Here is a 20,670-nt window from a genome sequence, read left to right on the forward strand (position 1 = left end):
ACGAGCATGAGTACGAAAGTGATCAGCCTGGTTTCCATCGGTGCCCACCCTAGCTCCGGCCGCGCCCGTCGCGCCGAGCAGGATGCCCGCGCGGTGGAGCTGGGCTTGCAGCTGGCTGGGGATAACTTACAGGTGGTACATGCCGGCGACCCGCGGGAGGAGGCGCTGCGTGCCTACCTGGGCATGGGCCTGGACCATCTGGATGTGCTGGAGCAGCCGGCCGGCGCCGATGTGCTGGGGGTGCTGGGTGATTACCTGCGCGATGCTGGCGCCCAGTTGGTGCTGACCGGCAGCCAGGCCGAGACCGGTGAAGGGTCGGGCATGCTGCCGTTCCTGCTGGCCGAGAAGCTCGGCTGGCCGTTGGTGGTGGGGTTGGCCGAAGTGGAGTCGATAGAGAACGGCACCGCTCAGGTGCTGCAAGCGTTGCCACGCGGTCAGCGGCGCCGGCTGAAGGTGCGGCTGCCATTGCTGGCGACTGTGGATAACGCTGCACCGAAGCCGCGCCAGAGTGCCTTCGGGCCGGCGCGTCGCGGTGTGCTGGCGGCGCGCAATGTGGCGATCGTCGAGGATGAACTGCTGGCTGACGCCGAGCTGCAACCGGCACGGCCACGGCCCAAGCGGCTGAAGGTGATCAAGGCCAAGAGCGGCGCGGACCGGATGAAGGCAGCTACCGCCAAGGCCAGCGGTGGCGGCGGCAAGGTGCTGAAGGATGTATCTCCACAGGAAGGCGCCGAAGCCATTCTCAAGCTGCTGGTGGAAGAGGGAGTGTTGCGCTGAATCTGAAGTTCCCTGGGGCGGCCCGCTTCTGCGACGCCAGGCCGCTCCATTTGCCCACTTAATCTGTTCGCCAAGATGTGGATAAAGTGTTGGCGTATGGCTGCAGGCCAGAGCTGGCAAGGCTTGCGTCGACTTGGTCAAAAAATGTTCAATTACACCTGTTCAAAGCTGACGCTACGGCTACCTGCCTGCCTCAGATTTACCCACAATAGCTGTTAGCCGGTCTGTGGATAATCTGTTTGATAGAGGCTGAGAGCCTTGTAAATCAAGGCCCTCCACGAAATAGTTCAAAAAATGTTCAATCCAGCCTGAATCCATCCTCCTCAATAGAAATCAAGGCCTTGAGTAGTTTATCCACAAGCAAATTGCCGAGCATTGGCCTGTTACTCACAAACCCTGTTGGTGTCTCTGTGGACAAGGTGTAGGAAATTCGCTGCAGCCGAACAAATCTGCGGCTTTGCATGGTCCGATCAAATTATGACCAGCGTGTACCTGATATTTTTGTCAGTACCCAACCATGTTCCATGCCGCTAGGGTAATCGAGTCCATAGGCGGAGTTGTGGATAACCATGGTACGAAACTACTCACCTTACGGCGTTGCGGGGGCTCTTCCTCCAACAACCTTGGCTTTTTGCGGCCAGCGCCGTGATCCGCTGTCAGGGAATTACTCGTTGGGGAATGGTTATCGCCATTACAGCCCTACTTTAATGCGATTTCTCAGCCCTGACAGCCTTAGCCCCTTTGCTCATGGAGGCATCAATGCTTATGCATACTGTGGAGGTGACCCTGTTAATCGAACTGATGAGTCGGGGCGGTTCTGGATCCGGTTGTTAACGCAGGTGGCTTTTGGCACAAGTGCGGTAGCAGGTATCGGCAACATGGTAGTTTCGCGAATGAGAGCCAGGATAAACAACGTTCCGCTTCCGGCTGGCGTTGTCGAACCACCCCTGCCTCAACTCCATCCTCGCGTAGCTGCGTTTGCTAACGTCGCTGATGCTTACGCTTACACGACTTCGGCGGTTCTGCGTGGACCGCTAATTGGCAGTACCTTCAATCCTGAGGCTGTGCTGAACATTCAGCCGGCACTCGACAGGGCTGACCTGGGGCGCGCAGGGGCAGGGTTCCTGGGTTACGCAGCCCTCCCCATGAATGCCAGGCATGAGTGGCGTCGTGCGGGCGTGCGAGGCATGCCCCGAGCGCCACTAATCGGCGGTGCCTTGCTGGATGCATACGGCTTAAGCTATGCGTGGCAAGGGGTGCGGCATGTCACCAGGGCAGCGGGTTCCGCCGTATCAGGTGCCATAAGGGGGCTTGTCCGCAGGATAAGGGGGCTTCGCAGGCCAGTTGACGTTGAGGCCGATATCGACGACACACGGCTATAAGCTGCTGGAGATCCCCGCCGCAGCACTTGGGTGCCTTGGCGGGGATTACCTTTTACTGCGCCTGTACCTCCTTCAGATACGGCGCCGGCTCCGCTCCCAGGTTGTTCAACACCCGCTGGCTGTACCAGTCGATGAAGTTGACCACGCCAAACTCGTAAGTCTTCGAGTACGGCCCTGGCTGGTACGCGGTGGAGTTGATCCCGCGCTGGTTCTCTTCAGCCAGACGACGGTCCTGGTCGTTGGTGGCATCCCATACCTTGCGCATGTGCTCAGGGTCGTAATCCACACCCTCTACGGCATCCTTGTGCACCAGCCACTTGGTGGTGACCATGGTTTCCTGGGCGCTGATCGGCCACACGGTGAACACGATCATGTGGTCGCCCATGCAGTGGTTCCACGAGTGCGGCAGATGCAGGATGCGCATCGAGCCCAGGTCCGGGTTCTTGATGCGGCCCATCAGCTTCTGGCAGGCCTGCTTGCCGTCCATGGTCATCGACACGGTGCCCTTGAGCAGCGGCATGCGCACGATGCGGTTACGCAGGCCATGGCTCTTGTGCAGGTACGGGATCTTTTCGGCTTCCCAGGCGGCGGCGGAGGCCGCTACATGGTCCTTGAAGGCCTGGTCGGCACGTGGGTCGTTGGTGTCGTCCCATTCCAGCAGGGTCTGCAGCAGCTCCGGGTGGGAACCGGAGCAGTGGTAGCACTCGCGGTTGTTTTCCAGCACCAGCTTCCAGTTGGCCTTTTCCATCAAGGTGGTCTGCACCGCCACCTTGGTGTTCTCCATGTCGTACGGTTCCATGTAGTGGTCCAGGGTGGCCAGGAACTCGTCGATGGCAGGCGGGTTTTCCGCCAGGCTGATGAAGATGTAGCCGCCCGCGACTTTCACGTTCACAGGCTTGAGGCCGTATTGCTTCATGTCGAAGTCGGCGCCCATTTCGGTGCCCGCGAACAGCAGGCGACCGTCCAGCTCATAGGTCCACTGGTGGTAGTGACAGACCAGCTTGGCGACCTTGCCTTTGTCGCTCACACACAAACGCGAACCGCGGTGGCGGCAGACGTTATGGAAGGCGTGCACCTTGCCTTCGGCACCCCGTACCACGAGGATCGGGTTCTTGCCGATCTGCAGCGTGATGTAGTTGCCCTTGGCCGGGATCTCGCAGGTCATGCCGGCGATCAGCCATTCCTTCTGGAAGATCTCCTGCATGTCGATCTGGAACAGACGCTCGTCGGTGTAGAACGGCTGGGGCAGCGAGTAGGTGCGCTCGCGGGTCTGCAGCATCTCGGCGGTGGCCTTGCGTGCAGGTTCCAGTGGATCGCCCAGGCTCAGGGTTGCGGTGACGTCCATCGTGTATTCCTCGGGGCCGTGCGCGGCCGGCTAAAGGTGGCTAATCGTTGTTGTGGTGCCGCAAGGCTGCTCTTGGCAAACAAACAGCTGGTTGTTTTGCCGTGGAGTGTGCGTCCGAAGACGCCATGAACCGTATCCATGGGCGACATGGCCGATTTGAATTACGACGCGCCAGCCCTTGTAGCGCGGGGCTGGTCGCGATAAGCACGCCGATGTCGCTGGCAGGAATGTATGTCGCTCACGGCTTGCGCATTATCGGAGCCATAAAAAGGGCCATAGTCGGCCGCTGGAGATGAACATGTCCGATACCTTCCTCAATCCGGTCACCACCCAGACCTGGGCCAACGGCCGCCACATCGTGCGCTGCGTCAAGGTCATCCAGGAGACCTGGGACGTGCGCACCTTCTGCTTCATGGCCGACCAGCCGATCATGTTCTTCTTCAAGCCCGGGCAGTTCGTCACTCTGGAACTGGAGATCGAAGGCAAGCCGGTGATGCGTTCGTACACCATCTCCAGTTCGCCGTCGGTGCCCTACAGCTTCTCGATCACCGTGAAGCGTGTACCGGGCGGGTTGGTGTCCAACTTCCTTCACGACACCATGCACGAAGGTGCCGAGCTGCCAGTGCACGGCCCGGTAGGGTTGTTCAACGCCATCGATTTCCCGGCGGGCAAGGTGCTGTACCTCTCCGGTGGCGTGGGCATTACCCCGGTGATGTCGATGGCGCGCTGGTTCTACGACACCAACGCCAACGTCGACATGGTGTTCGTGCACAGTGCCCGTTCGCCCAAGGACATCATCTACCATCGCGAGCTGGAACAGATGGCGTCGCGCATTCCCAACTTCAGCCTGCACATCATCTGCGAGAAGCATGGGCTGGGTGAGCCTTGGGCGGGCTATCGCGGTTACCTCAACCAGCGCCTGATGGAGCTGATCGCGCCGGACTACATGGAGCGTGTGGTGTTCTGCTGCGGCCCGACGCCGTACATGAGTGCGGTCAAGCGCATGCTCGAAGCGGTCGGCTTCGACATGAAGAACTACCACGAGGAGTCGTTCGGCGCGACGCCCCCTGAGGCCAAGGCCGATGCGGTGGAGCATGCCGAGCAGGCGGCCGACGCACCGGAAGTGGATGCTTCGGACCTCAACCTGGTGGAATTCATCGGCAGCGACAAGAGCATCCGCGTCGCCCCGGGCGAGACCGTGCATGCGGCGGCGGCGAAAGTTGGGCTGATGATCCCGAAAGCCTGCGGCATGGGCATTTGCGGGACCTGCAAGGTGCTCAAGCTGGGCGGCGAAGTGGAGATGGAACACAACGGCGGGATTACCGAGGACGACGAAGCCGAGGGCTACATCCTGTCGTGCTGCAGTGTGCCGAAGGGGGATGTGCGGATCGATTACTGATCCGATATTGCAGGGGGCCGCAAAGCGGCCCCGGCAATCTGAAATCAGGTACGGAAGCGAGCCACCAACCCGTTCAGATCAACGGCCAGGCGCGACAGCTCGGCACTCGCTGCGCTGGTCTGATGCGCACCGGTCGCACTCTGCACCGACAGGTCATTGATGTTCACCAGGTTGCGATCCACTTCACGCGCCACCTGGGCCTGCTCTTCCGCTGCACTGGCAATGACCAGGTTACGCTCGTTGATCTGCGCCACGGCCCCGGCGATGGTATCCAGCGCCATGCCCGCACCCTTGGCGATATTCAGCGTCGATTCGGCGCGCTCGGTGCTGGTGCGCATCGATTCCACCGCCTCTTCGGTACCGCCCTGGATGCTGCCGATCATGCGCTCGATCTCGCTGGTCGACTGCTGGGTGCGGTGCGCCAGCGCCCGCACTTCGTCCGCCACCACGGCAAAACCACGCCCCGCCTCACCGGCACGTGCCGCTTCGATCGCCGCGTTCAGCGCCAGCAGGTTGGTCTGGTCGGCCAGGCCGCGGATCACGTCGAGCACCTTGCCGATGTCGCGCGATTGCTCGGCCAGGTGAGTGATCAGCCTGGCGGTGGCCTGCACGTCGACGCTCATGCGCTCGATGGCGCCCACGGTTTCCATGACCAGGTCACGGCCGTCGCCTGCCGAGCGGCTGGCTTCGCTTGAAGCTTCCGATGTGCTGACCGCATTGCGCGCCACTTCTTCCACGGCGCTGGTCATCTCGGTGACGGCGGTGGCGGCCTGTTCGATTTCGTTGTTCTGCTGCTGCAGGCCGCGGGCGCTTTCGTCGGTGACGCAGTTCAACTCCTCGGCCGCCGAGGCCAGCTGGGTAGCGGAGCCGGCGATCAGTTGCAGGGTGTCGCGCAGCTTGTCCTGCATGCGCGCCATGGCGCGCTGCAGACGGGCCGCTTCGTCGGTACCTTCGGCGCGGATGACCTTGGTCAGGTCGCCGTCGGCCACCTGCTCGGCTGCCTGCAAGGCTTCTTCGATCGGCTTGACGATGCTGCGGGTCAGCAGGAAGGCGCAGAGGAAGGTCAGCGCGGTCGCGGCAACCAACAGGCCGATTACCAGGCCGAACGCGGTGTCGTACTGGTTGGCGGCGGTTTCATTGGTGGCGCGAGTCTGCTCGGTGTTGATCTGGACCAGGGTCTCCATGACCTTGTTGATCTGTTCGGAATTGGCCAGCAGGTCGCGGTTGAGCAAGTCACGCAGTTCGTCGAGGCGGTCGGCCTGGCTCAGGCTGCGCATGCGCGACTCGAGCTGGCGGTACTGGTTGAGCAGCTGGGTGTACTGCTCGAAGGCGGCACGCTCGTCTGCTGCGGTGATCATTGGCAGGTAGGCCTGGCGGGCACGGTCGATCTGGGCGTTGCGCTGGTCCAGCAGGTTGAGGGTGTCGCGCTGGGTTTCCGCTTCGCGGTTGAGCAGCAGCCGGTAGGACAATGAGCGCAGGCGCAGGTTGAGCGCAGCCAGTTCGTCGAGCGTCTTGATGCTGGGCACGCTGTTGACTTCAATGGTTACGCCGGCCTGTCGGATGTTGCCCATTTGCATGAGCGAGAAGATACCGAGGCCGAGCATGAGCGCGCCGATCAGAGCGAACCCGAGCAACGCTCGCGGTGCGATGTTCATGTTGCGTAGTGACATGGAGAGAGTCCAGGCTGGGAGGGGTGGCGCGGTCCGTGCGACGGAATATGACCTACCTGTCTATCGGTCGTGACTGAACAGTCTTGAGGATGACCACATGAAAGTTTTCAGCGCACAGGCCCATTACCTGACCGGCGGTTGACCCAGGTCGGAACAAGGGGCCCGATACCCTGTCAATCTGCGGGTTAGAACCCTTGAGAATCCGATATTTAATGGCGGGGGCTCACGCTTTTCTTTATCGTGTGCGCCCTTTGCAACAACCCGAGATAGACCCATGCTGGAAGCCTCCCTGAATCAACTCGAGCAACTGGTCAGCGACCTGATGCAGAAAAACGCTCAACTCACCGAGCAGAACACCGCCCTCGGCCAGGAACTGGCCCAGGCCAAGGAAGAAAACGAAACCCTGCAACTGTCGCTGATGGAGCAGGAAGAGAAGCACGGCGCCACCGCCGCGCGAATCCAGGCGCTGGTTGACCGCGCCAGTGCAGGCGTCGTCGGCGCATGAGACTGCAAGCGCAGCCGATCAATGTCGTGTCGATCCTTGGCAGCGACTATTCGATCAAGGCGCCCGCAGGCCAGGAAGAAACCTTGGCCCAGGCAGTGCGTATGCTCAATTCCGCGCTGAGCGAGACCAAACGCCAGTACCCGACCCTGATCGGCGACAAGTTGTTGGTGCTGGCAGCGCTGAACCTGTGTTCCAGGCAGGTCGAGCTGCAAAAGGAACACCAGCAGACCCTCGAGCGTACCCAGGCGCAGATCGACGCCACGGTGGACGCCATCGTCAAGACTATCGCTGAGTCCTGACATCTTCGGGGTCGCAGTGCGGCCCCATTGTTCCAGATCACTGGATTAACTGAATACGCAAGTGTATACACTTCCCGCAAAACAATAATTGGCGGGGAGCAGGGGCATGCGTATCTGGCGTAAGAGCATCCAGTGGCAATTGATTGCAAGCATGGGCGCCGCCCTGCTGGCGAGCATCCTGGTGGTGGTGATCATCTTCACGGTGGCACTCAACCGCCTGACCGAACGTTACCTGGTCGACACCGCATTGCCGGCCAGCATCGAAGCCATCCGCAACGACATCGAGCGCATGCTCGGCCAGCCTCTGGTGGCTGCCGCCGACATTGCCGGCAATACCCTGCTGCGCGATTGGCTTGCCGCTGGCGAAGATCCCGCGCAAGCCCCGCAATTCCTGGAGTACCTGCAGGCCGCCAAGCAACGCAACCATGCGTTCACCACGCTGTTCGCCTCGACCGAAACCGGCAACTACTACAACGAGAATGGCCTGGACCGCGTGCTCAGTCGCGCCAACCCCAATGACAAGTGGTTCTACGGCTACATCGACAGTGGCGCCGAACGCCTGGTGAACATCGATATCGATCATGCGACGGGCGAACTGGCGCTGTTCATCGATTACCGGGTGGAAAAGGCCGGCAAGCTGATCGGCGTAGCCGGCATGGGCCTGCGCATGACCGAACTGTCGAAACTCATCCACGACTTCAGTTTCGGCGAGCACGGCAAGGTTTTCCTGGTGCGCAACGATGGGCTGATCCAGGTGCACCCGGACGCGTCCTTCAGCGGCAAGCTTCAGCTCGCCGAGCAGATGGGTGAAGACGCGGCCAGGGCGGTCATGGTCAAGGGCGGCCAACTGCACAGCGGTCAGTTCAGTCGAGACGGTGAAGATTATCTGGCGCTGGGTTTGCCCTTGCGTGACTTGAACTGGACCTTGGTGGCCGAGGTACCGAAGTCGGAAATCTATGCACAGATGCGCCAGGCGGTATGGCTGACCAGCCTGATTGGTGGCGCGGTTGCATTGATTTCGCTGCTGCTGGTGGTGCTGCTGGCGCGTGGCCTGGCGCTCCCGATCCGTCGCGTCACCGCCGCGCTGGTACAGATCGGCAGTGGTGGCGGAGATCTCAGCCATCGTCTGGACGATTCCCTCCAAGATGAACTGGGCGATCTGGCCCGTGGTTTCAATCGCTTCCTCGACAGCCAGCGTGGCCTGATCGGCGAAGTGTTGCGCACCAGCGAACGCCTGCACCAGTCAGTAGAGCAGGTGACCCAGGTGGTGGATAACACCGCCGAGCGCTCCGGGCGCCAGCAGGAAATGACCGAAATGGTCGCCACCGCCGTGCACGAGATGGGCCTGACCGTGCAGGACATCGCCCGCAATGCCGGCGACGCGGCGCAGGCATCGCAATCGGCGCGGGAGGAGGCGCTGCAGGCGCGCGAAGTGGTGCGGCGCTCGATCCAGGGTATCGAGGGCATGTCCGGCGATATCGGCAAGGCTGCCGATGCGGTCAGCCAGTTGGCCGATGAAGTCGCCTCGATTGATCAGGTATTGGCGGTGATTCGCAGTATTTCCGAACAGACCAACCTGTTGGCGCTGAACGCTGCCATTGAAGCGGCCAGGGCTGGCGAAATGGGCCGTGGGTTTGCCGTGGTGGCTGACGAAGTGCGCACGTTGGCCCGGCGTACACAGCTGTCCACCGACGAAGTGCAGCAAATGATCCAGCGCCTTAAACAGGGTGCCGGTTCCGCCGTGAGTTCGATGCAGGCGGGGCAGCAGGCGACCGGCAGTGGTGTGGAATCCAGTCAGCGCACTGGCGCGTCGTTGGGCGCGATTACCGATCAGGTCGAGCACATCAGCGACATGAACCACCAGGTGGCCACGGCGACCGAGGAGCAGTCGGCGGTGACCGAGGAGATCAACCGGACGGTGCAGGGGATTTCCGACCTGGCGCGGGAGACGGCGGCGGAGGTGCAGGGCTGTCGGGAGGAGTGCCAGGCGCTGCGTGGCTTGGCTGATGACCTGGCGCGGCAGATGGGTGGGTTCAAGCTGTAGAGCGGGGTTGGCTTCTTCGCGGGCTTGCCCGCTCCCACAGGTACTGCACAGCGCCCGAAGGCTGCGCTAATCCTGTGGGAGCGGGCATGCCCGCGAATGCAATCTGTCAGGCAGTAATGATGCTACGGATATCCGCCGCCAGTTCACGCACCCGTTCTTGCTCGGTATCCCACGAGCACATGAACCGCGCACCGCCGCTACCAATGAAGGTATAGAACCGCCAGCCCTTGCCACGCAGCGCTTCAATAGCGTGCTCCGGCATTTGCAGGAACACCCCGTTGGCCTCCACCGGGAACATCAGCTCGACCCCTGGCAAGTCACTCACCAACGATGCCAGCAACTGCGCGCAATGGTTGGCATGCGCGCCATGGCGCAACCAGGCGCCATTTTCCAGCAACCCGACCCACGGCGCCGACAGGAAGCGCATCTTCGACGCCAGCTGCCCGGCCTGCTTGCAGCGGTAGTCGAAGTCCTCGGCCAGCTGGCGGTTGAAGAACAGGATCGCCTCGCCCACCGCCATGCCGTTCTTGGTGCCGCCAAAGCACAGCACATCGACGCCGGCCTTCCAGGTCAACTCGGCCGGGCTGCAGCCAAGGAATGCGCAGGCATTGGTGAAGCGCGCGCCGTCCATATGCAAGTTCAGGCCCAGCTCCTTGCAGGTGGCGCTGATCGCTCTGAGCTCGTCGGGGCGGTAGACGGTACCGACTTCGGTGGCCTGGGTGATGGTGACCACGCGTGGCTTTGGGTAGTGAATGTCCTGGCGCTTGAGCGCCACTTCGCGGATCGATTCGGGCGTCAGCTTGCCGTTTACGCTGGGCGCGGTGAGCAGTTTGGAGCCGTTGGAGAAGAACTCCGGCGCGCCACATTCGTCGGTTTCGACGTGGGCGGTCTCGGAGCAGATCACGCTGTGGTAGCTCTGGCACAGCGAGGCCAGGGCCAGGGAGTTGGCGGCGGTGCCGTTGAAGGCGAAGAACACCTCGCAGTCGGTTTCGAACAGGTTGCGGAAGTACTCCGATGCACGCTCGGTCCACTGGTCGTCGCCGTAGGCGCGGTCGTGGCCGTGGTTGGCTTTTTCCATTGCGGCCCAGGCTTCGGGGCAGATGCCGGAATAGTTGTCGCTGGCGAATTGTTGGCTCTTGTCTGTCATGGCACTGTCCTGTGAACGACGCAGAACAGCACTCTAAACCATCGATTCAGCGGTTGCCTATACAACCCCGGCATAAGCTGGCTTCAGGGGGCTGTACCGGCCTCTTCGCGGGGCAAGCCCGCTCCCACAATGGCCCTGTGCACACCGATCATTGTGGGAGCGGGCTTGCCCCGCGAAGAGGCCGGCACGGTCAACGCAAAAGCCAATGTCGTAAACGCGCCATTGCAAGGCGTGCGCAGGCATCTGACCCGCCCCGGCCAGTCATAACATCGCCACAAAGGGCCACAGTGCCCCACGACAAAAAACGATCGCTGCCGGGAGATACACGATGTTCAGCAAGCAAGACCAGATCCAGGGTTATGACGATGCACTGCTGGCGGCGATGAATGCCGAAGAACAGCGCCAGGAGGACCACATCGAGCTGATCGCCTCGGAAAACTACACCTCCAAGCGCGTGATGCAGGCCCAAGGCAGCGGCCTGACCAACAAGTACGCCGAAGGCTACCCGGGCAAGCGCTACTACGGTGGCTGCGAGCACGTCGACAAGGTAGAAGCCCTGGCCATCGAACGCGCCAAGCAGCTGTTCGGCGCCGACTACGCCAACGTCCAGCCGCACTCCGGCTCTTCGGCCAACGGCGCGGTCTACCTGGCCCTGCTGCAGGCCGGTGACACCATCCTCGGCATGAGCCTGGCCCACGGCGGCCACCTGACCCACGGCGCCAAGGTGTCGTCCTCGGGCAAGCTGTACAACGCTGTGCAGTACGGCATCGACACCAACACCGGCCTGATCGACTACGACGAAGTCGAGCGCCTGGCTGTCGAGCACAAGCCGAAAATGATCGTTGCCGGCTTCTCGGCCTACTCCAAGACCCTCGACTTCCCACGCTTCCGCGCCATCGCCGACAAGGTCGGGGCGCTGCTGTTCGTCGACATGGCCCACGTTGCCGGCCTGGTTGCCGCTGGCCTGTACCCGAACCCGATCCCGTTCGCCGATGTGGTCACCACCACTACCCACAAGACCCTGCGCGGCCCACGTGGCGGCCTGATCCTGGCCAAGGCCAACGAAGAGATCGAGAAGAAACTCAACGCCGCCGTATTCCCTGGCGCCCAGGGCGGCCCGCTGATGCACGTGATCGCCGCCAAGGCCGTGTGCTTCAAGGAAGCGCTGGAGCCAGGCTTCAAGGCCTACCAGAAGCAAGTGATCGAAAACGCCCAGGCCATGGCCCAGGTATTCATCGACCGCGGCTACGACGTTGTCTCCGGTGGCACCGACAACCACCTGTTCCTGGTCAGCCTGATCCGCCAGGGCCTGACCGGCAAAGATGCCGACGCCGCCCTGGGCCGCGCGCACATCACCGTCAACAAGAACGCCGTGCCGAACGACCCGCAGTCGCCATTCGTCACCTCCGGCCTGCGCATCGGCACCCCGGCCGTCACCACTCGCGGCTTCAAGGTCGCCCAGTGTGTGGCCCTGGCCGGCTGGATCTGCGACATCCTCGACAACCTCGGTGACGCCGACGTCGAAGCCGATGTGGCGAAGAACGTCGCGGCCCTGTGCGCTGACTTCCCTGTTTACCGCTGAGTGGAGTAAACGACCATGCAACGCTACTCGGGCTTCGGCCTTTTCAAACACTCCCTCAGCCACCACGAAAACTGGCAGCGCATGTGGCGCACGCCAACCCCTAAAAAGGTCTACGACGTGGTCATCGTCGGCGGTGGCGGCCATGGCCTGGCAACCGCCTACTACCTGGCCAAGGAACACGGCATCACCAACGTTGCGGTGATCGAGAAGGGTTACCTGGGCGGCGGCAACACCGCCCGTAACACCACCATCGTGCGTTCCAACTACCTGTGGGACGAATCGGCGCACCTGTACGAGCACGCCATGAAGCTGTGGGAGGGCCTGTCCCAGGACCTCAACTACAACGTGATGTTCTCCCAGCGCGGCGTCTACAACCTGTGCCACACCCTGCAGGACATGCGTGACTCCGAGCGGCGTGTCAGCGCCAACCGCCTCAACGGTGTCGATGGCGAACTGCTGAACACTGCCCAGGTCGCGGCCGAAATCCCGTACCTGGACTGCTCGAAGAACACCCGTTACCCGATCCTTGGCGCCACCGTTCAGCGCCGTGGTGGCGTGGCCCGCCACGACGCCGTGGCCTGGGGCTTCGCCCGTGCCGCCGATGCCTTGGGCGTCGACCTGATCCAGCAGACCGAAGTGATCGGTTTCCGCAAGGAAAACGGCGCGGTCATCGGCGTGGAAACCAATAAAGGCTTCATCGGCGCCAAGCGCGTTGGCGTGGTTACCGCCGGTAACTCCGGGCACATGGCCAAGCTGGCCGGCTTCCGCCTGCCGCTGGAATCGCACCCGCTGCAGGCGCTGGTTTCCGAGCCGATCAAGCCGATCATCGACAGCGTGATCATGTCCAACGCCGTACACGGCTACATCAGCCAGTCCGACAAGGGCGACCTGGTGATCGGTGCCGGTATCGACGGCTGGGTCGGCTACGGCCAGCGCGGTTCGTACCCGGTGATCGAGCACACCCTGCAGGCCATCGTCGAGATGTTCCCCAACCTGTCGCGCGTTCGCATGAACCGCCAGTGGGGCGGCATCGTCGATACCTCGCCAGACGCGTGCCCGATCATCACCAAGACGCCGGTCAAGAACATGTTCTTCAACTGCGGTTGGGGGACTGGCGGCTTCAAGGCGACCCCGGGTTCGGGCAACGTCTTCGCCGCGAGCCTGGCCAAAGGCGAAATGCACCCATTGGCCGCGCCGTTCTCCATGGACCGCTTCTACAACGGCGCACTGATCGACGAACACGGCGCCGCCGCCGTCGCCCACTAACCGGAGCCACCGTCATGTTGCATATTTTCTGTCCCCACTGTGGCGAGCTGCGCTCCGAAGAAGAGTTCCACGCCTCTGGCCAGGCGCACATCGCCCGCCCGCTGGACCCCAACGCCTGCTCCGACGAGGAGTGGGGTACCTACATGTTCTACCGTGACAACCCACGCGGTATTCATCACGAACTGTGGGACCACGTTGCCGGTTGCCGCCAGTACTTCAACGTCACCCGCAACACCGTGACCTACGAGATTCTGGAAACCTACAAGATTGGCCAGAAGCCGCAAGTGACCGCTGATGGCAAAGCTGCGATCGCACCGTCCGCCGTCAAAGGCCAAGGGGAAAAAGTATGAGCCAGACCTATCGCCTCGCCAGCGGCGGCCGTATCGACCGCAGCAAGGTCCTTAACTTCACCTTCAACGGCAAGACCTACCAGGGTTATGCCGGTGACAGCCTGGCCGCCGCGTTGCTGGCCAACGGCGTCGACATCGTAGGCCGCAGCTTCAAGTACTCGCGCCCACGCGGCATCATCGCCGCCGGTAGCGAAGAGCCGAACGCGATCCTGCAGATCGGCTCCAGCGAAGCCACCCAGATCCCCAACGTGCGTGCCACCCAACAGGCGCTGTACGCAGGCCTGGTCGCCACCAGCACCAACGGCTGGCCGAACGTCAACAACGACGTCATGGGCATCCTCGGCAAGGTCGGCGGCAACATGATGCCGCCGGGCTTCTACTACAAAACCTTCATGTACCCGAAATCGTTCTGGATGACTTATGAGAAGTACATCCGCAAGGCAGCCGGCCTGGGCCGTGCGCCGCTGCAGAACGACCCGGACAGCTACGACTACATGAACCAGCACTGCGACGTGCTGATCGTTGGCGCCGGCCCTGCTGGCCTGGCCGCCGCGCTGGCCGCTGGCCGCAGCGGTGCCCGGGTGATCCTGGCTGACGAGCAGGAAGAGTTCGGCGGCAGCCTGCTCGACACCCGCGAAACCCTCGACGGCAAGCCTGCCGCTGATTGGGTCAACGCGGTGGTCAAAGAGCTGCAAAGCCTGCCGGAAGTGACCTTGCTGCCACGCGCCACGGTCAACGGCTACCACGACCACAACTTCCTGACCATTCACGAGCGCCTCACCGACCACCTCGGCGACCGCGCCCCGATCGGCCAGGTGCGTCAACGCGTGCACCGTGTCCGCGCCAAGCGCGTGGTCCTGGCTGCCGGCGCCCACGAGCGCCCACTGGTGTACGGCAACAACGACCTGCCGGGCAACATGCTGGCTGGCGCAGTTTCCACTTACGTGCGCCGTTACGGCGTGGCCCCAGGGCGCAAACTGGTGCTGTCGACCAACAACGACCACGCCTACCGCGCCGCGCTGGATTGGCACGACGCCGGCCTGCAGGTGGTCGCCATTGCCGATGCCCGTCACAACCCGCGTGGTTCGCTGGTTGAAGAAGCACGTGCCAAAGGCATCCGCATCCTCACCTCCAGTGCCGTGATCGAGGCCAAGGGCACCAAGCACGTCAGCGGCGCCCGTGTGGCCGCCATCGATGTGCAGGCGCACAAGGTCACCAGCCCAGGCGAAACCCTCGAATGCGACCTGATCGCTACCTCCGGCGGTTACAGCCCGATCGTGCACCTGGCTTCGCACCTGGGCGGTCGCCCGGTATGGCGTGAAGACATCCTCGGCTTCGTACCGGGCGATGCTCCGCAGAAGCGTGAATGCGTGGGTGGCATCAACGGCGTCTACGCCCTGGGCGATGTGATTGCCGATGGTTTCGAAGGCGGTGCCCGCGCCGCCACTGAAGCGGGCTTCAAGGCCACCGTTGGCAGCCTGCCGAAAACCGTGGCGCGCAAGGAAGAGGCCACTGTGGCGCTGTTCCAGGTGCCGCACGACAAAGGCACTGCCCGCGCACCCAAGCAGTTCGTCGACCAGCAGAACGACGTCACCGCCGCCGCTATCGAACTGGCCACCCGCGAAGGCTTCGAGTCGGTCGAGCACGTCAAGCGCTACACCGCGCTGGGCTTCGGCACCGACCAGGGCAAGCTGGGCAACATCAACGGCCTGGCCATCGCCGCCCGTTCGATCGGCATCACCATCCCGGAAATGGGCACCACCATGTTCCGCCCGAACTACACGCCGGTGACCTTCGGCGCGGTAGCCGGCCGTCACTGTGGCCACCTGTTCGAGCCGGTGCGCTTTACCGCCCTGCATGCCTGGCACGTGAAGAACGGCGCCGAGTTCGAAGACGTCGGTCAGTGGAAGCGCCCTTGGTACTTCCCGAAAGCCGGTGAGGACATCCATGCCGCGGTTGCCCGTGAATGCAAGGCCGTGCGCGACAGCGTGGGCCTGCTGGACGCCTCGACCCTGGGCAAGATCGACATCCAGGGCCCGGATGCGCGCGAGTTCCTCAACCGCATCTACACCAACGCCTGGACCAAGCTCGACGTCGGCAAGGCGCGCTACGGCCTGATGTGCAAGGAAGACGGCATGGTCTTCGACGACGGCGTGACCGCCTGTGTCGGCGACAACCACTTCATCATGACCACCACCACCGGCGGCGCTGCCCGCGTGCTGCAGTGGATGGAGCTGTACCACCAGACCGAATGGCCAGAGTTGAAGGTGTACTTCACCTCGGTCACCGACCACTGGGCCACCATGACCCTGTCCGGCCCGAACAGCCGCAAGCTGCTCAGCGAGCTGACCGACATCGACATGGACAAGGACGCCTTCCCGTTCATGACCTGGAAGGAAGGCAACGTCGGCGGCGTACCGGCCCGCGTGTTCCGTATCTCGTTCACTGGCGAACTGTCGTACGAAGTCAACGTGCAGGCCAACTACGCCATGGGCGTGCTGGAACAGATCATCGAGGCCGGCAAGAAGTACAACCTGACCCCGTACGGCACCGAGACCATGCACGTGCTGCGTGCCGAGAAGGGCTTCATCATCGTTGGCCAGGACACCGACGGCTCGATGACCCCCGACGACCTCAACATGAGCTGGTGCGTGGGCCGCAACAAGCCGTTCTCGTGGATCGGCCTGCGTGGCATGAACCGCGAAGACTGCGTGCGCGAGAACCGCAAGCAGCTGGTAGGCCTGAAACCGATCGATCCGACCAAGTGGCTGCCGGAAGGCGCCCAGCTGGTCTTCGATCCCAAGCAGCCGATCCCGATGGACATGGTTGGCCACGTCACCTCCAGCTACGCCTCCAACTCCCTGGGCTATTCGTTCGCCATGGGCGTGGTCAAGGGCGGCCTCAAGCGCATGGGCGAGCGTGTTTACTCGCCCCAGGCGGATGGCAGCGTGATCGAGGCGGAGATCGTGTCTTCGGTGTTCTTCGATCCGAAAGGTGAGCGGCAGAACGTTTGAGGCCCATAGATAGGTCCGCTTGAAATGCAAGCCCTGTGGGAGCGGGCTTGCCCCGCGAATGCGATGGTGGCCATGCCGCCCTCTTCGCGGGACAAGCCCGCTCCCACAGACTCTCGCCAGCATTCGGGCATTGCGTCTGACCTTCGGTCTTACGGACAACAGAATTCAAGGCAGGTAAGAAATGAGCGCTATCAACGTCTTCCAGCAAAACCCCGGCGCCGAGGCCAAGGCCCAGTCGCCACTGCACCACGCCGACCTGGCCAGCCTGGTTGGCAAGGGCCGCAAGAACGCAGGCGTGACCCTGCGTGAACGCAAGTTCCTCGGCCACCTCACGCTGCGTGGCAATGGCCACGACCCGGAATTCGCCGCCGGCGTGCACAAGGCCCTGGGCCTTGAGCTGCCGGTCGCCCTGACCGTGGTCGCCAACAACGAGATGTCGCTGCAATGGGTCGGCCCTGACGAGTGGCTGCTGATCGTCCCGGGCGGCCAGGAACTGGCGGTCGAGCAGAAGCTGCGCGCGGCCCTCGAAGGCCAGCACATCCAGGTGGTCAACGTCAGCGGCGGGCAGAGCCTGCTGGAACTGCGCGGCCCGAATGTGCGCGAAGTGCTGATGAAATCGACCAGCTATGATGTTCACCCGAACAACTTCCCGGTCGGCAAGGCCGTCGGCACCGTGTTCGCCAAGTCGCAGCTGGTGATACGCCGCACCGCCGAAGACACCTGGGAACTGGTGATCCGCCGCAGCTTCGCTGACTACTGGTGGCTGTGGCTGCAGGACGCTTCGGCCGAGTACGGCTTGAGCATCGAAGCCTAAGGAGAGCAGAACATGAGTCGGGCACCGGATACCTGGATTCTCACCGCCGACTGCCCGAGCATGCTCGGCACCGTCGACGTGGTGACGCGTTACCTCTACGAGCAGCGCTGCTACGTCACCGAGCACCACTCCTTCGATGACCGGCTGTCGGGGCGTTTCTTCATTCGCGTGGAGTTCCGCCAGCCGGATGATTTCGACGAGGCGGGCTTCCGTGCCGGCCTCGCCGAGCGCAGCGAAGCCTTCGGCATGGCCTTCGAGCTGACCGCACCCAACCATCGCCCCAAGGTGGTGATCATGGTGTCCAAGGCCGACCATTGCCTGAACGACCTGCTGTATCGTCAGCGCATTGGCCAGCTGGCCATGGACGTGGTCGCGGTGGTGTCCAACCACCCCGACCTCGAACCCCTGGCACACTGGCACAAGATTCCCTACTACCACTTCGCCCTCGACCCGAAGGACAAGCCGGCGCAAGAGCGCAAGGTGGTCCAGGTGATCGAGGAAACCGGCGCGGAGCTGGTGGTGCTTGCCCGCTACATGCAGGTATTGTCGCCGGAGCTGTGCCGGCGCCTGGATGGTTGGGCGATCAACATTCACCACTCGTTGCTGCCTGGGTTCAAGGGCGCCAAGCCTTATCACCAGGCTTACAACAAGGGCGTGAAGATGGTCGGCGCCACGGCGCACTATATCAACAACGACCTCGACGAAGGGCCGATCATTGCCCAGGGCGTCGAGGTGGTTGACCACAGCCATTACCCGGAAGACCTGATTGCCAAGGGGCGCGATATCGAGTGCCTGACCTTGGCGCGGGCGGTGGGGTATCACATCGAGCGGCGGGTGTTCCTCAACGCCAACCGGACGGTGGTGCTTTAACCGTTGCTGCCTTGAGGGGCGATCGAGTTCAAGTAGTCTTGAATCGCCTCCTTGAGTGCCGCTATGTACTTGACTCGGAATGCTTCAGTCGTCTTAGTGGTGCCAACCAAGCCATGCTGCCAGGTATCCCAGGCTACCTCCCAAACCTCATCGCCGTCAGCATCAAACTCGTATTTCCACCCTTGCTCAACACTGGCCTCGACGGTCTCGAATAGCCATTCGGTACCCATGAAAATACCGTCCCCTTTGTTTAGCCCATATTCGACGTCCAGGGCTATACCGTATTGGGTGGCAGCTTTTACCCAGTAATCTTGAAGATTCATGCGAGAAACTCCTGCTTGATACGTCACATGACGTTTGCACATCAAAGCAGGCGACCAAGGCAACCTTGCAGTAACTATCTATGGCTTGAGCACCGGCTCACATGGTGAGGGTTGTGAACGCCGGTTTCTGGAGGGTTGGGGCATTGCCGTTAAAAGGCATCTCCCTGTCGCTTCCAGTCAGTGCAAATCGCCGTATCAGGCCCACAATTCCCTGCATTCCAGTAACACAAGCCGCCCATGGATGGCGGCGCGTTCAACCACCGCTGCATAAATATAAATCGAGCGAGGTAAGAGCATGTCTGGCAATCGTGGAGTGGTGTATCTCGGCGCGGGCAAGGTCGAGGTGCAGAAAATCGACTACCCGAAAATGCAAGACCCACGCGGCAACAAGATCGAGCACGGCGTGATCCTCAAGGTGGTTTCCACCAACATCTGCGGCTCCGACCAGCACATGGTCCGTGGCCGCACCACTGCCCAGGTCGGCCTGGTCCTGGGCCACGAAATCACCGGTGAAATCGTCGAGATGGGGCGTGACGTAGAGCGCCTGAAGATCGGCGACCTGGTGTCGGTACCGTTCAACGTCGCCTGCGGCCGTTGCCGCTCGTGCAAAGAGATGCACACCGGTGTCTGCCTCACCGTCAACCCGGCCCGCGCTGGCGGCGCCTACGGCTATGTCGACATGGGCGACTGGACCGGCGGCCAGGCCGAGTACGTGCTGGTGCCGTACGCCGACTTCAACCTGCTGAAACTGCCGGACCGCGACAAGGCCATGGAAAAGATCCGTGACCTGACCTGCCTGTCCGACATCCTGCCAACCGGCTACCACGGCGCTGTCACTGCCGGTGTAGGCCCTGGCAGCACCGTCTACGTCGCCGGTGCCGGCCCGGTCGGCTTGGCCGCCGCTGCCTCGGCACGCCTGCTGGGCGCCGCCTGCGTGATCGTTGGCGACCTCAATCCGGCTCGCCTGGCCCACGCCAAGTCCCAGGGCTTCGAAGTGGTCGACCTGTCCAAGGACACCCCGCTGCACGAGCAGATCGTCGACATCCTCGGCGAACCGGAAGTGGACTGCGCCGTTGACGCCGTTGGCTTCGAGGCACGTGGCCATGGCCACGAAGGTGCCAAGCATGAAGCGCCAGCCACCGTGCTGAACTCGCTGATGCAAGTGACCCGCGTGGCCGGCAACATCGGCATCCCGGGCCTGTACGTGACCGAAGACCCGGGCGCGGTGGATGCCGCCGCCAAGATCGGCGCGCTGAGCATCCGCTTCGGCCTGGGCTGGGCCAAGTCGCACAGCTTCCACACCGGCCAGACCCCGACCATGAAGTACAACCGCCAGCTGATGCAGGCGATCATGTGGGACCGCATCAACATTGCTGAAGTGGTCGGCGTGCAGGTGATCAACCTGGATCAGGCGCCGGAAGGCTACGGCGAGTTCGATGCAGGCGTGCCGAAGAAATTCGTGATCGACCCGCACAAGATGTGGGGCGCGGCGTGATGCTGTGATGCAACGAAAAGCCCCTCATCTCGAGGGGCTTTTTTTTATGGCTGCTTGTCTGAGCCTTGCACGACCAGCACCGAGCCCATCTGATCGGTGGCCAGCAGGCCGCTGGAGTGCGTGTCGTCTGCGCTCAGCTCTGCCAGCGGTTGTTCCGCATTGCGGAAGATGGCGCGATGTTGGTCGCCTTCTTTCACGGTGATGAGCTTGTCGCCCTGGTAGAAGAAAAGCGAACGGTTCGATGCTTTGCTCATGATTCAAGTCCCTGCCGTGCTGGATGAATGGCGGCTGCTTGAAGCCCATTCTGAACAGATGCAGGGATTTTGCTACTGGCAGAAATAACAGTTTTATAGCCCGTCATAGTGTGGGAATGCGCTTGCCAGAGGGA

Annotated in this window: 18 protein-coding genes and 1 pseudogene; 13 read left to right on the forward strand and 6 right to left on the reverse strand. The window is 62.4% G+C overall.

The window, feature by feature from the left end; all coding sequences use genetic code 11:
* Positions 1-6 precede the first annotated feature (6 nt).
* Together ACQKPS_RS06510 and ACQKPS_RS06515 are read left to right on the forward strand one after the other, a co-directional pair.
* Complete coding sequence (locus ACQKPS_RS06510; RefSeq protein WP_254481791.1) at positions 7-777, forward strand: electron transfer flavoprotein subunit beta; 771 nt, start codon at positions 7-9, stop codon at positions 775-777.
* Between the two features lie 569 nt (positions 778-1,346).
* Positions 1,347-2,159, forward strand: coding sequence for an RHS repeat-associated core domain-containing protein (locus ACQKPS_RS06515; RefSeq protein ID WP_427603245.1), 813 nt, complete (start codon positions 1,347-1,349; stop codon positions 2,157-2,159).
* Positions 2,160-2,211: 52 nt separating this feature from the next.
* Here ACQKPS_RS06515 and gbcA read toward each other — a convergent pair whose 3' ends face one another.
* Positions 2,212-3,504, reverse strand: coding sequence for a glycine-betaine demethylase subunit GbcA (gbcA, locus tag ACQKPS_RS06520; RefSeq protein ID WP_283725057.1), 1,293 nt, complete (start codon positions 3,502-3,504; stop codon positions 2,212-2,214).
* 298 nt (positions 3,505-3,802) lie between these two features.
* Between gbcA and gbcB the strand changes: the two genes are divergently transcribed.
* Positions 3,803-4,903, forward strand: a complete 1,101-nt coding sequence (gbcB, locus tag ACQKPS_RS06525) for a glycine-betaine demethylase subunit GbcB (RefSeq protein ID WP_254481788.1) — start codon at positions 3,803-3,805, stop codon at positions 4,901-4,903.
* A gap of 44 nt (positions 4,904-4,947) precedes the next feature.
* On the opposite strand, the gene ACQKPS_RS06530 is transcribed toward gbcB, so the two are convergent.
* Together ACQKPS_RS06530 and ACQKPS_RS06535 are read right to left on the reverse strand one after the other, a co-directional pair.
* The gene (locus ACQKPS_RS06530) at positions 4,948-5,820 is read right to left on the reverse strand and encodes a methyl-accepting chemotaxis protein (RefSeq protein ID WP_427603349.1); all 873 of its coding nucleotides are present in this window, start codon (positions 5,818-5,820) and stop codon (positions 4,948-4,950) included.
* Positions 5,803-6,573: pseudogene (locus ACQKPS_RS06535) on the reverse strand (MCP four helix bundle domain-containing protein); the annotation flags it as partial. The gene ACQKPS_RS06530 and the pseudogene ACQKPS_RS06535, both read right to left, overlap by 18 nt.
* Positions 6,574-6,847: 274 nt before the next feature.
* Here ACQKPS_RS06535 and ACQKPS_RS06540 point away from each other — a divergent pair.
* The 3 genes from ACQKPS_RS06540 (at position 6,848) to ACQKPS_RS06550 (ending at position 9,421) form a co-directional block, all read left to right on the forward strand.
* A complete protein-coding gene (locus tag ACQKPS_RS06540; RefSeq protein ID WP_054903631.1) occupies positions 6,848-7,078 on the forward strand; it encodes a hypothetical protein in 231 nt (76 codons plus the stop codon).
* Positions 7,075-7,377, forward strand: coding sequence for a cell division protein ZapA (locus tag ACQKPS_RS06545; protein ID WP_254481781.1), 303 nt, complete (start codon positions 7,075-7,077; stop codon positions 7,375-7,377). Before ACQKPS_RS06540 ends, ACQKPS_RS06545 begins: the two co-directional genes overlap by 4 nt.
* Positions 7,378-7,483: 106 nt before the next feature.
* Positions 7,484-9,421, forward strand: coding sequence for a methyl-accepting chemotaxis protein (locus tag ACQKPS_RS06550; protein WP_427603249.1), 1,938 nt, complete (start codon positions 7,484-7,486; stop codon positions 9,419-9,421).
* A 106-nt stretch (positions 9,422-9,527) separates the two neighbouring features.
* Here ACQKPS_RS06550 and ACQKPS_RS06555 read toward each other — a convergent pair whose 3' ends face one another.
* Positions 9,528-10,568, reverse strand: coding sequence for a threonine aldolase family protein (locus ACQKPS_RS06555; protein WP_254481776.1), 1,041 nt, complete (start codon positions 10,566-10,568; stop codon positions 9,528-9,530).
* A gap of 328 nt (positions 10,569-10,896) precedes the next feature.
* On the opposite strand from ACQKPS_RS06555, the gene ACQKPS_RS06560 reads away from it, so the two are divergent.
* The 6 genes from ACQKPS_RS06560 (at position 10,897) to purU (ending at position 18,464) form a co-directional block, all read left to right on the forward strand.
* On the forward strand, positions 10,897-12,150 hold the full coding sequence (locus tag ACQKPS_RS06560; RefSeq protein ID WP_254481774.1) for a serine hydroxymethyltransferase: 1,254 nt from the start codon (positions 10,897-10,899) through the stop codon (positions 12,148-12,150).
* Between the two features lie 15 nt (positions 12,151-12,165).
* Positions 12,166-13,416, forward strand: a complete 1,251-nt coding sequence (locus ACQKPS_RS06565; protein ID WP_003255680.1) for a sarcosine oxidase subunit beta family protein — start codon at positions 12,166-12,168, stop codon at positions 13,414-13,416.
* 14 nt (positions 13,417-13,430) lie between these two features.
* Complete coding sequence (locus ACQKPS_RS06570; protein ID WP_054886031.1) at positions 13,431-13,766, forward strand: sarcosine oxidase subunit delta; 336 nt, start codon at positions 13,431-13,433, stop codon at positions 13,764-13,766.
* The gene (locus ACQKPS_RS06575) at positions 13,763-16,780 is read left to right on the forward strand and encodes a sarcosine oxidase subunit alpha (RefSeq protein ID WP_176509066.1); all 3,018 of its coding nucleotides are present in this window, start codon (positions 13,763-13,765) and stop codon (positions 16,778-16,780) included. The genes ACQKPS_RS06570 and ACQKPS_RS06575 overlap by 4 nt, the downstream gene beginning before the upstream one ends.
* A 181-nt stretch (positions 16,781-16,961) precedes the next feature.
* Positions 16,962-17,594 carry a sarcosine oxidase subunit gamma gene (locus ACQKPS_RS06580; protein ID WP_254481768.1) on the forward strand — a complete coding sequence of 211 codons (633 nt, stop codon included), beginning with the start codon at positions 16,962-16,964 and terminating at the stop codon, positions 17,592-17,594.
* A 12-nt stretch (positions 17,595-17,606) separates the two neighbouring features.
* On the forward strand, positions 17,607-18,464 hold the full coding sequence (gene purU / locus ACQKPS_RS06585; protein ID WP_254481761.1) for a formyltetrahydrofolate deformylase: 858 nt from the start codon (positions 17,607-17,609) through the stop codon (positions 18,462-18,464).
* Here purU and ACQKPS_RS06590 read toward each other — a convergent pair.
* Positions 18,461-18,787 carry a hypothetical protein gene (locus ACQKPS_RS06590; RefSeq protein ID WP_254481759.1) on the reverse strand — a complete coding sequence of 109 codons (327 nt, stop codon included), beginning with the start codon at positions 18,785-18,787 and terminating at the stop codon, positions 18,461-18,463. The two genes, purU and ACQKPS_RS06590, sit on opposite strands and share 4 nt — an antisense overlap.
* Positions 18,788-19,082: 295 nt before the next feature.
* On the opposite strand from ACQKPS_RS06590, the gene fdhA reads away from it, so the two are divergent.
* The gene (gene fdhA / locus ACQKPS_RS06595; protein WP_051095434.1) at positions 19,083-20,282 is read left to right on the forward strand and encodes a formaldehyde dehydrogenase, glutathione-independent; all 1,200 of its coding nucleotides are present in this window, start codon (positions 19,083-19,085) and stop codon (positions 20,280-20,282) included.
* Positions 20,283-20,326: 44 nt separating this feature from the next.
* Here the strand turns inward: fdhA and ACQKPS_RS06600 are convergent, their stop codons facing one another.
* The gene (locus ACQKPS_RS06600; protein ID WP_254481757.1) at positions 20,327-20,536 is read right to left on the reverse strand and encodes a hypothetical protein; all 210 of its coding nucleotides are present in this window, start codon (positions 20,534-20,536) and stop codon (positions 20,327-20,329) included.
* Between the last annotated feature and the right edge of the window lie 134 nt (positions 20,537-20,670).

Source organism: Pseudomonas sp. NPDC086566 (assembly GCF_050280885.1).
Lineage (GTDB): Bacteria > Pseudomonadota > Gammaproteobacteria > Pseudomonadales > Pseudomonadaceae > Aquipseudomonas > Aquipseudomonas vlassakiae.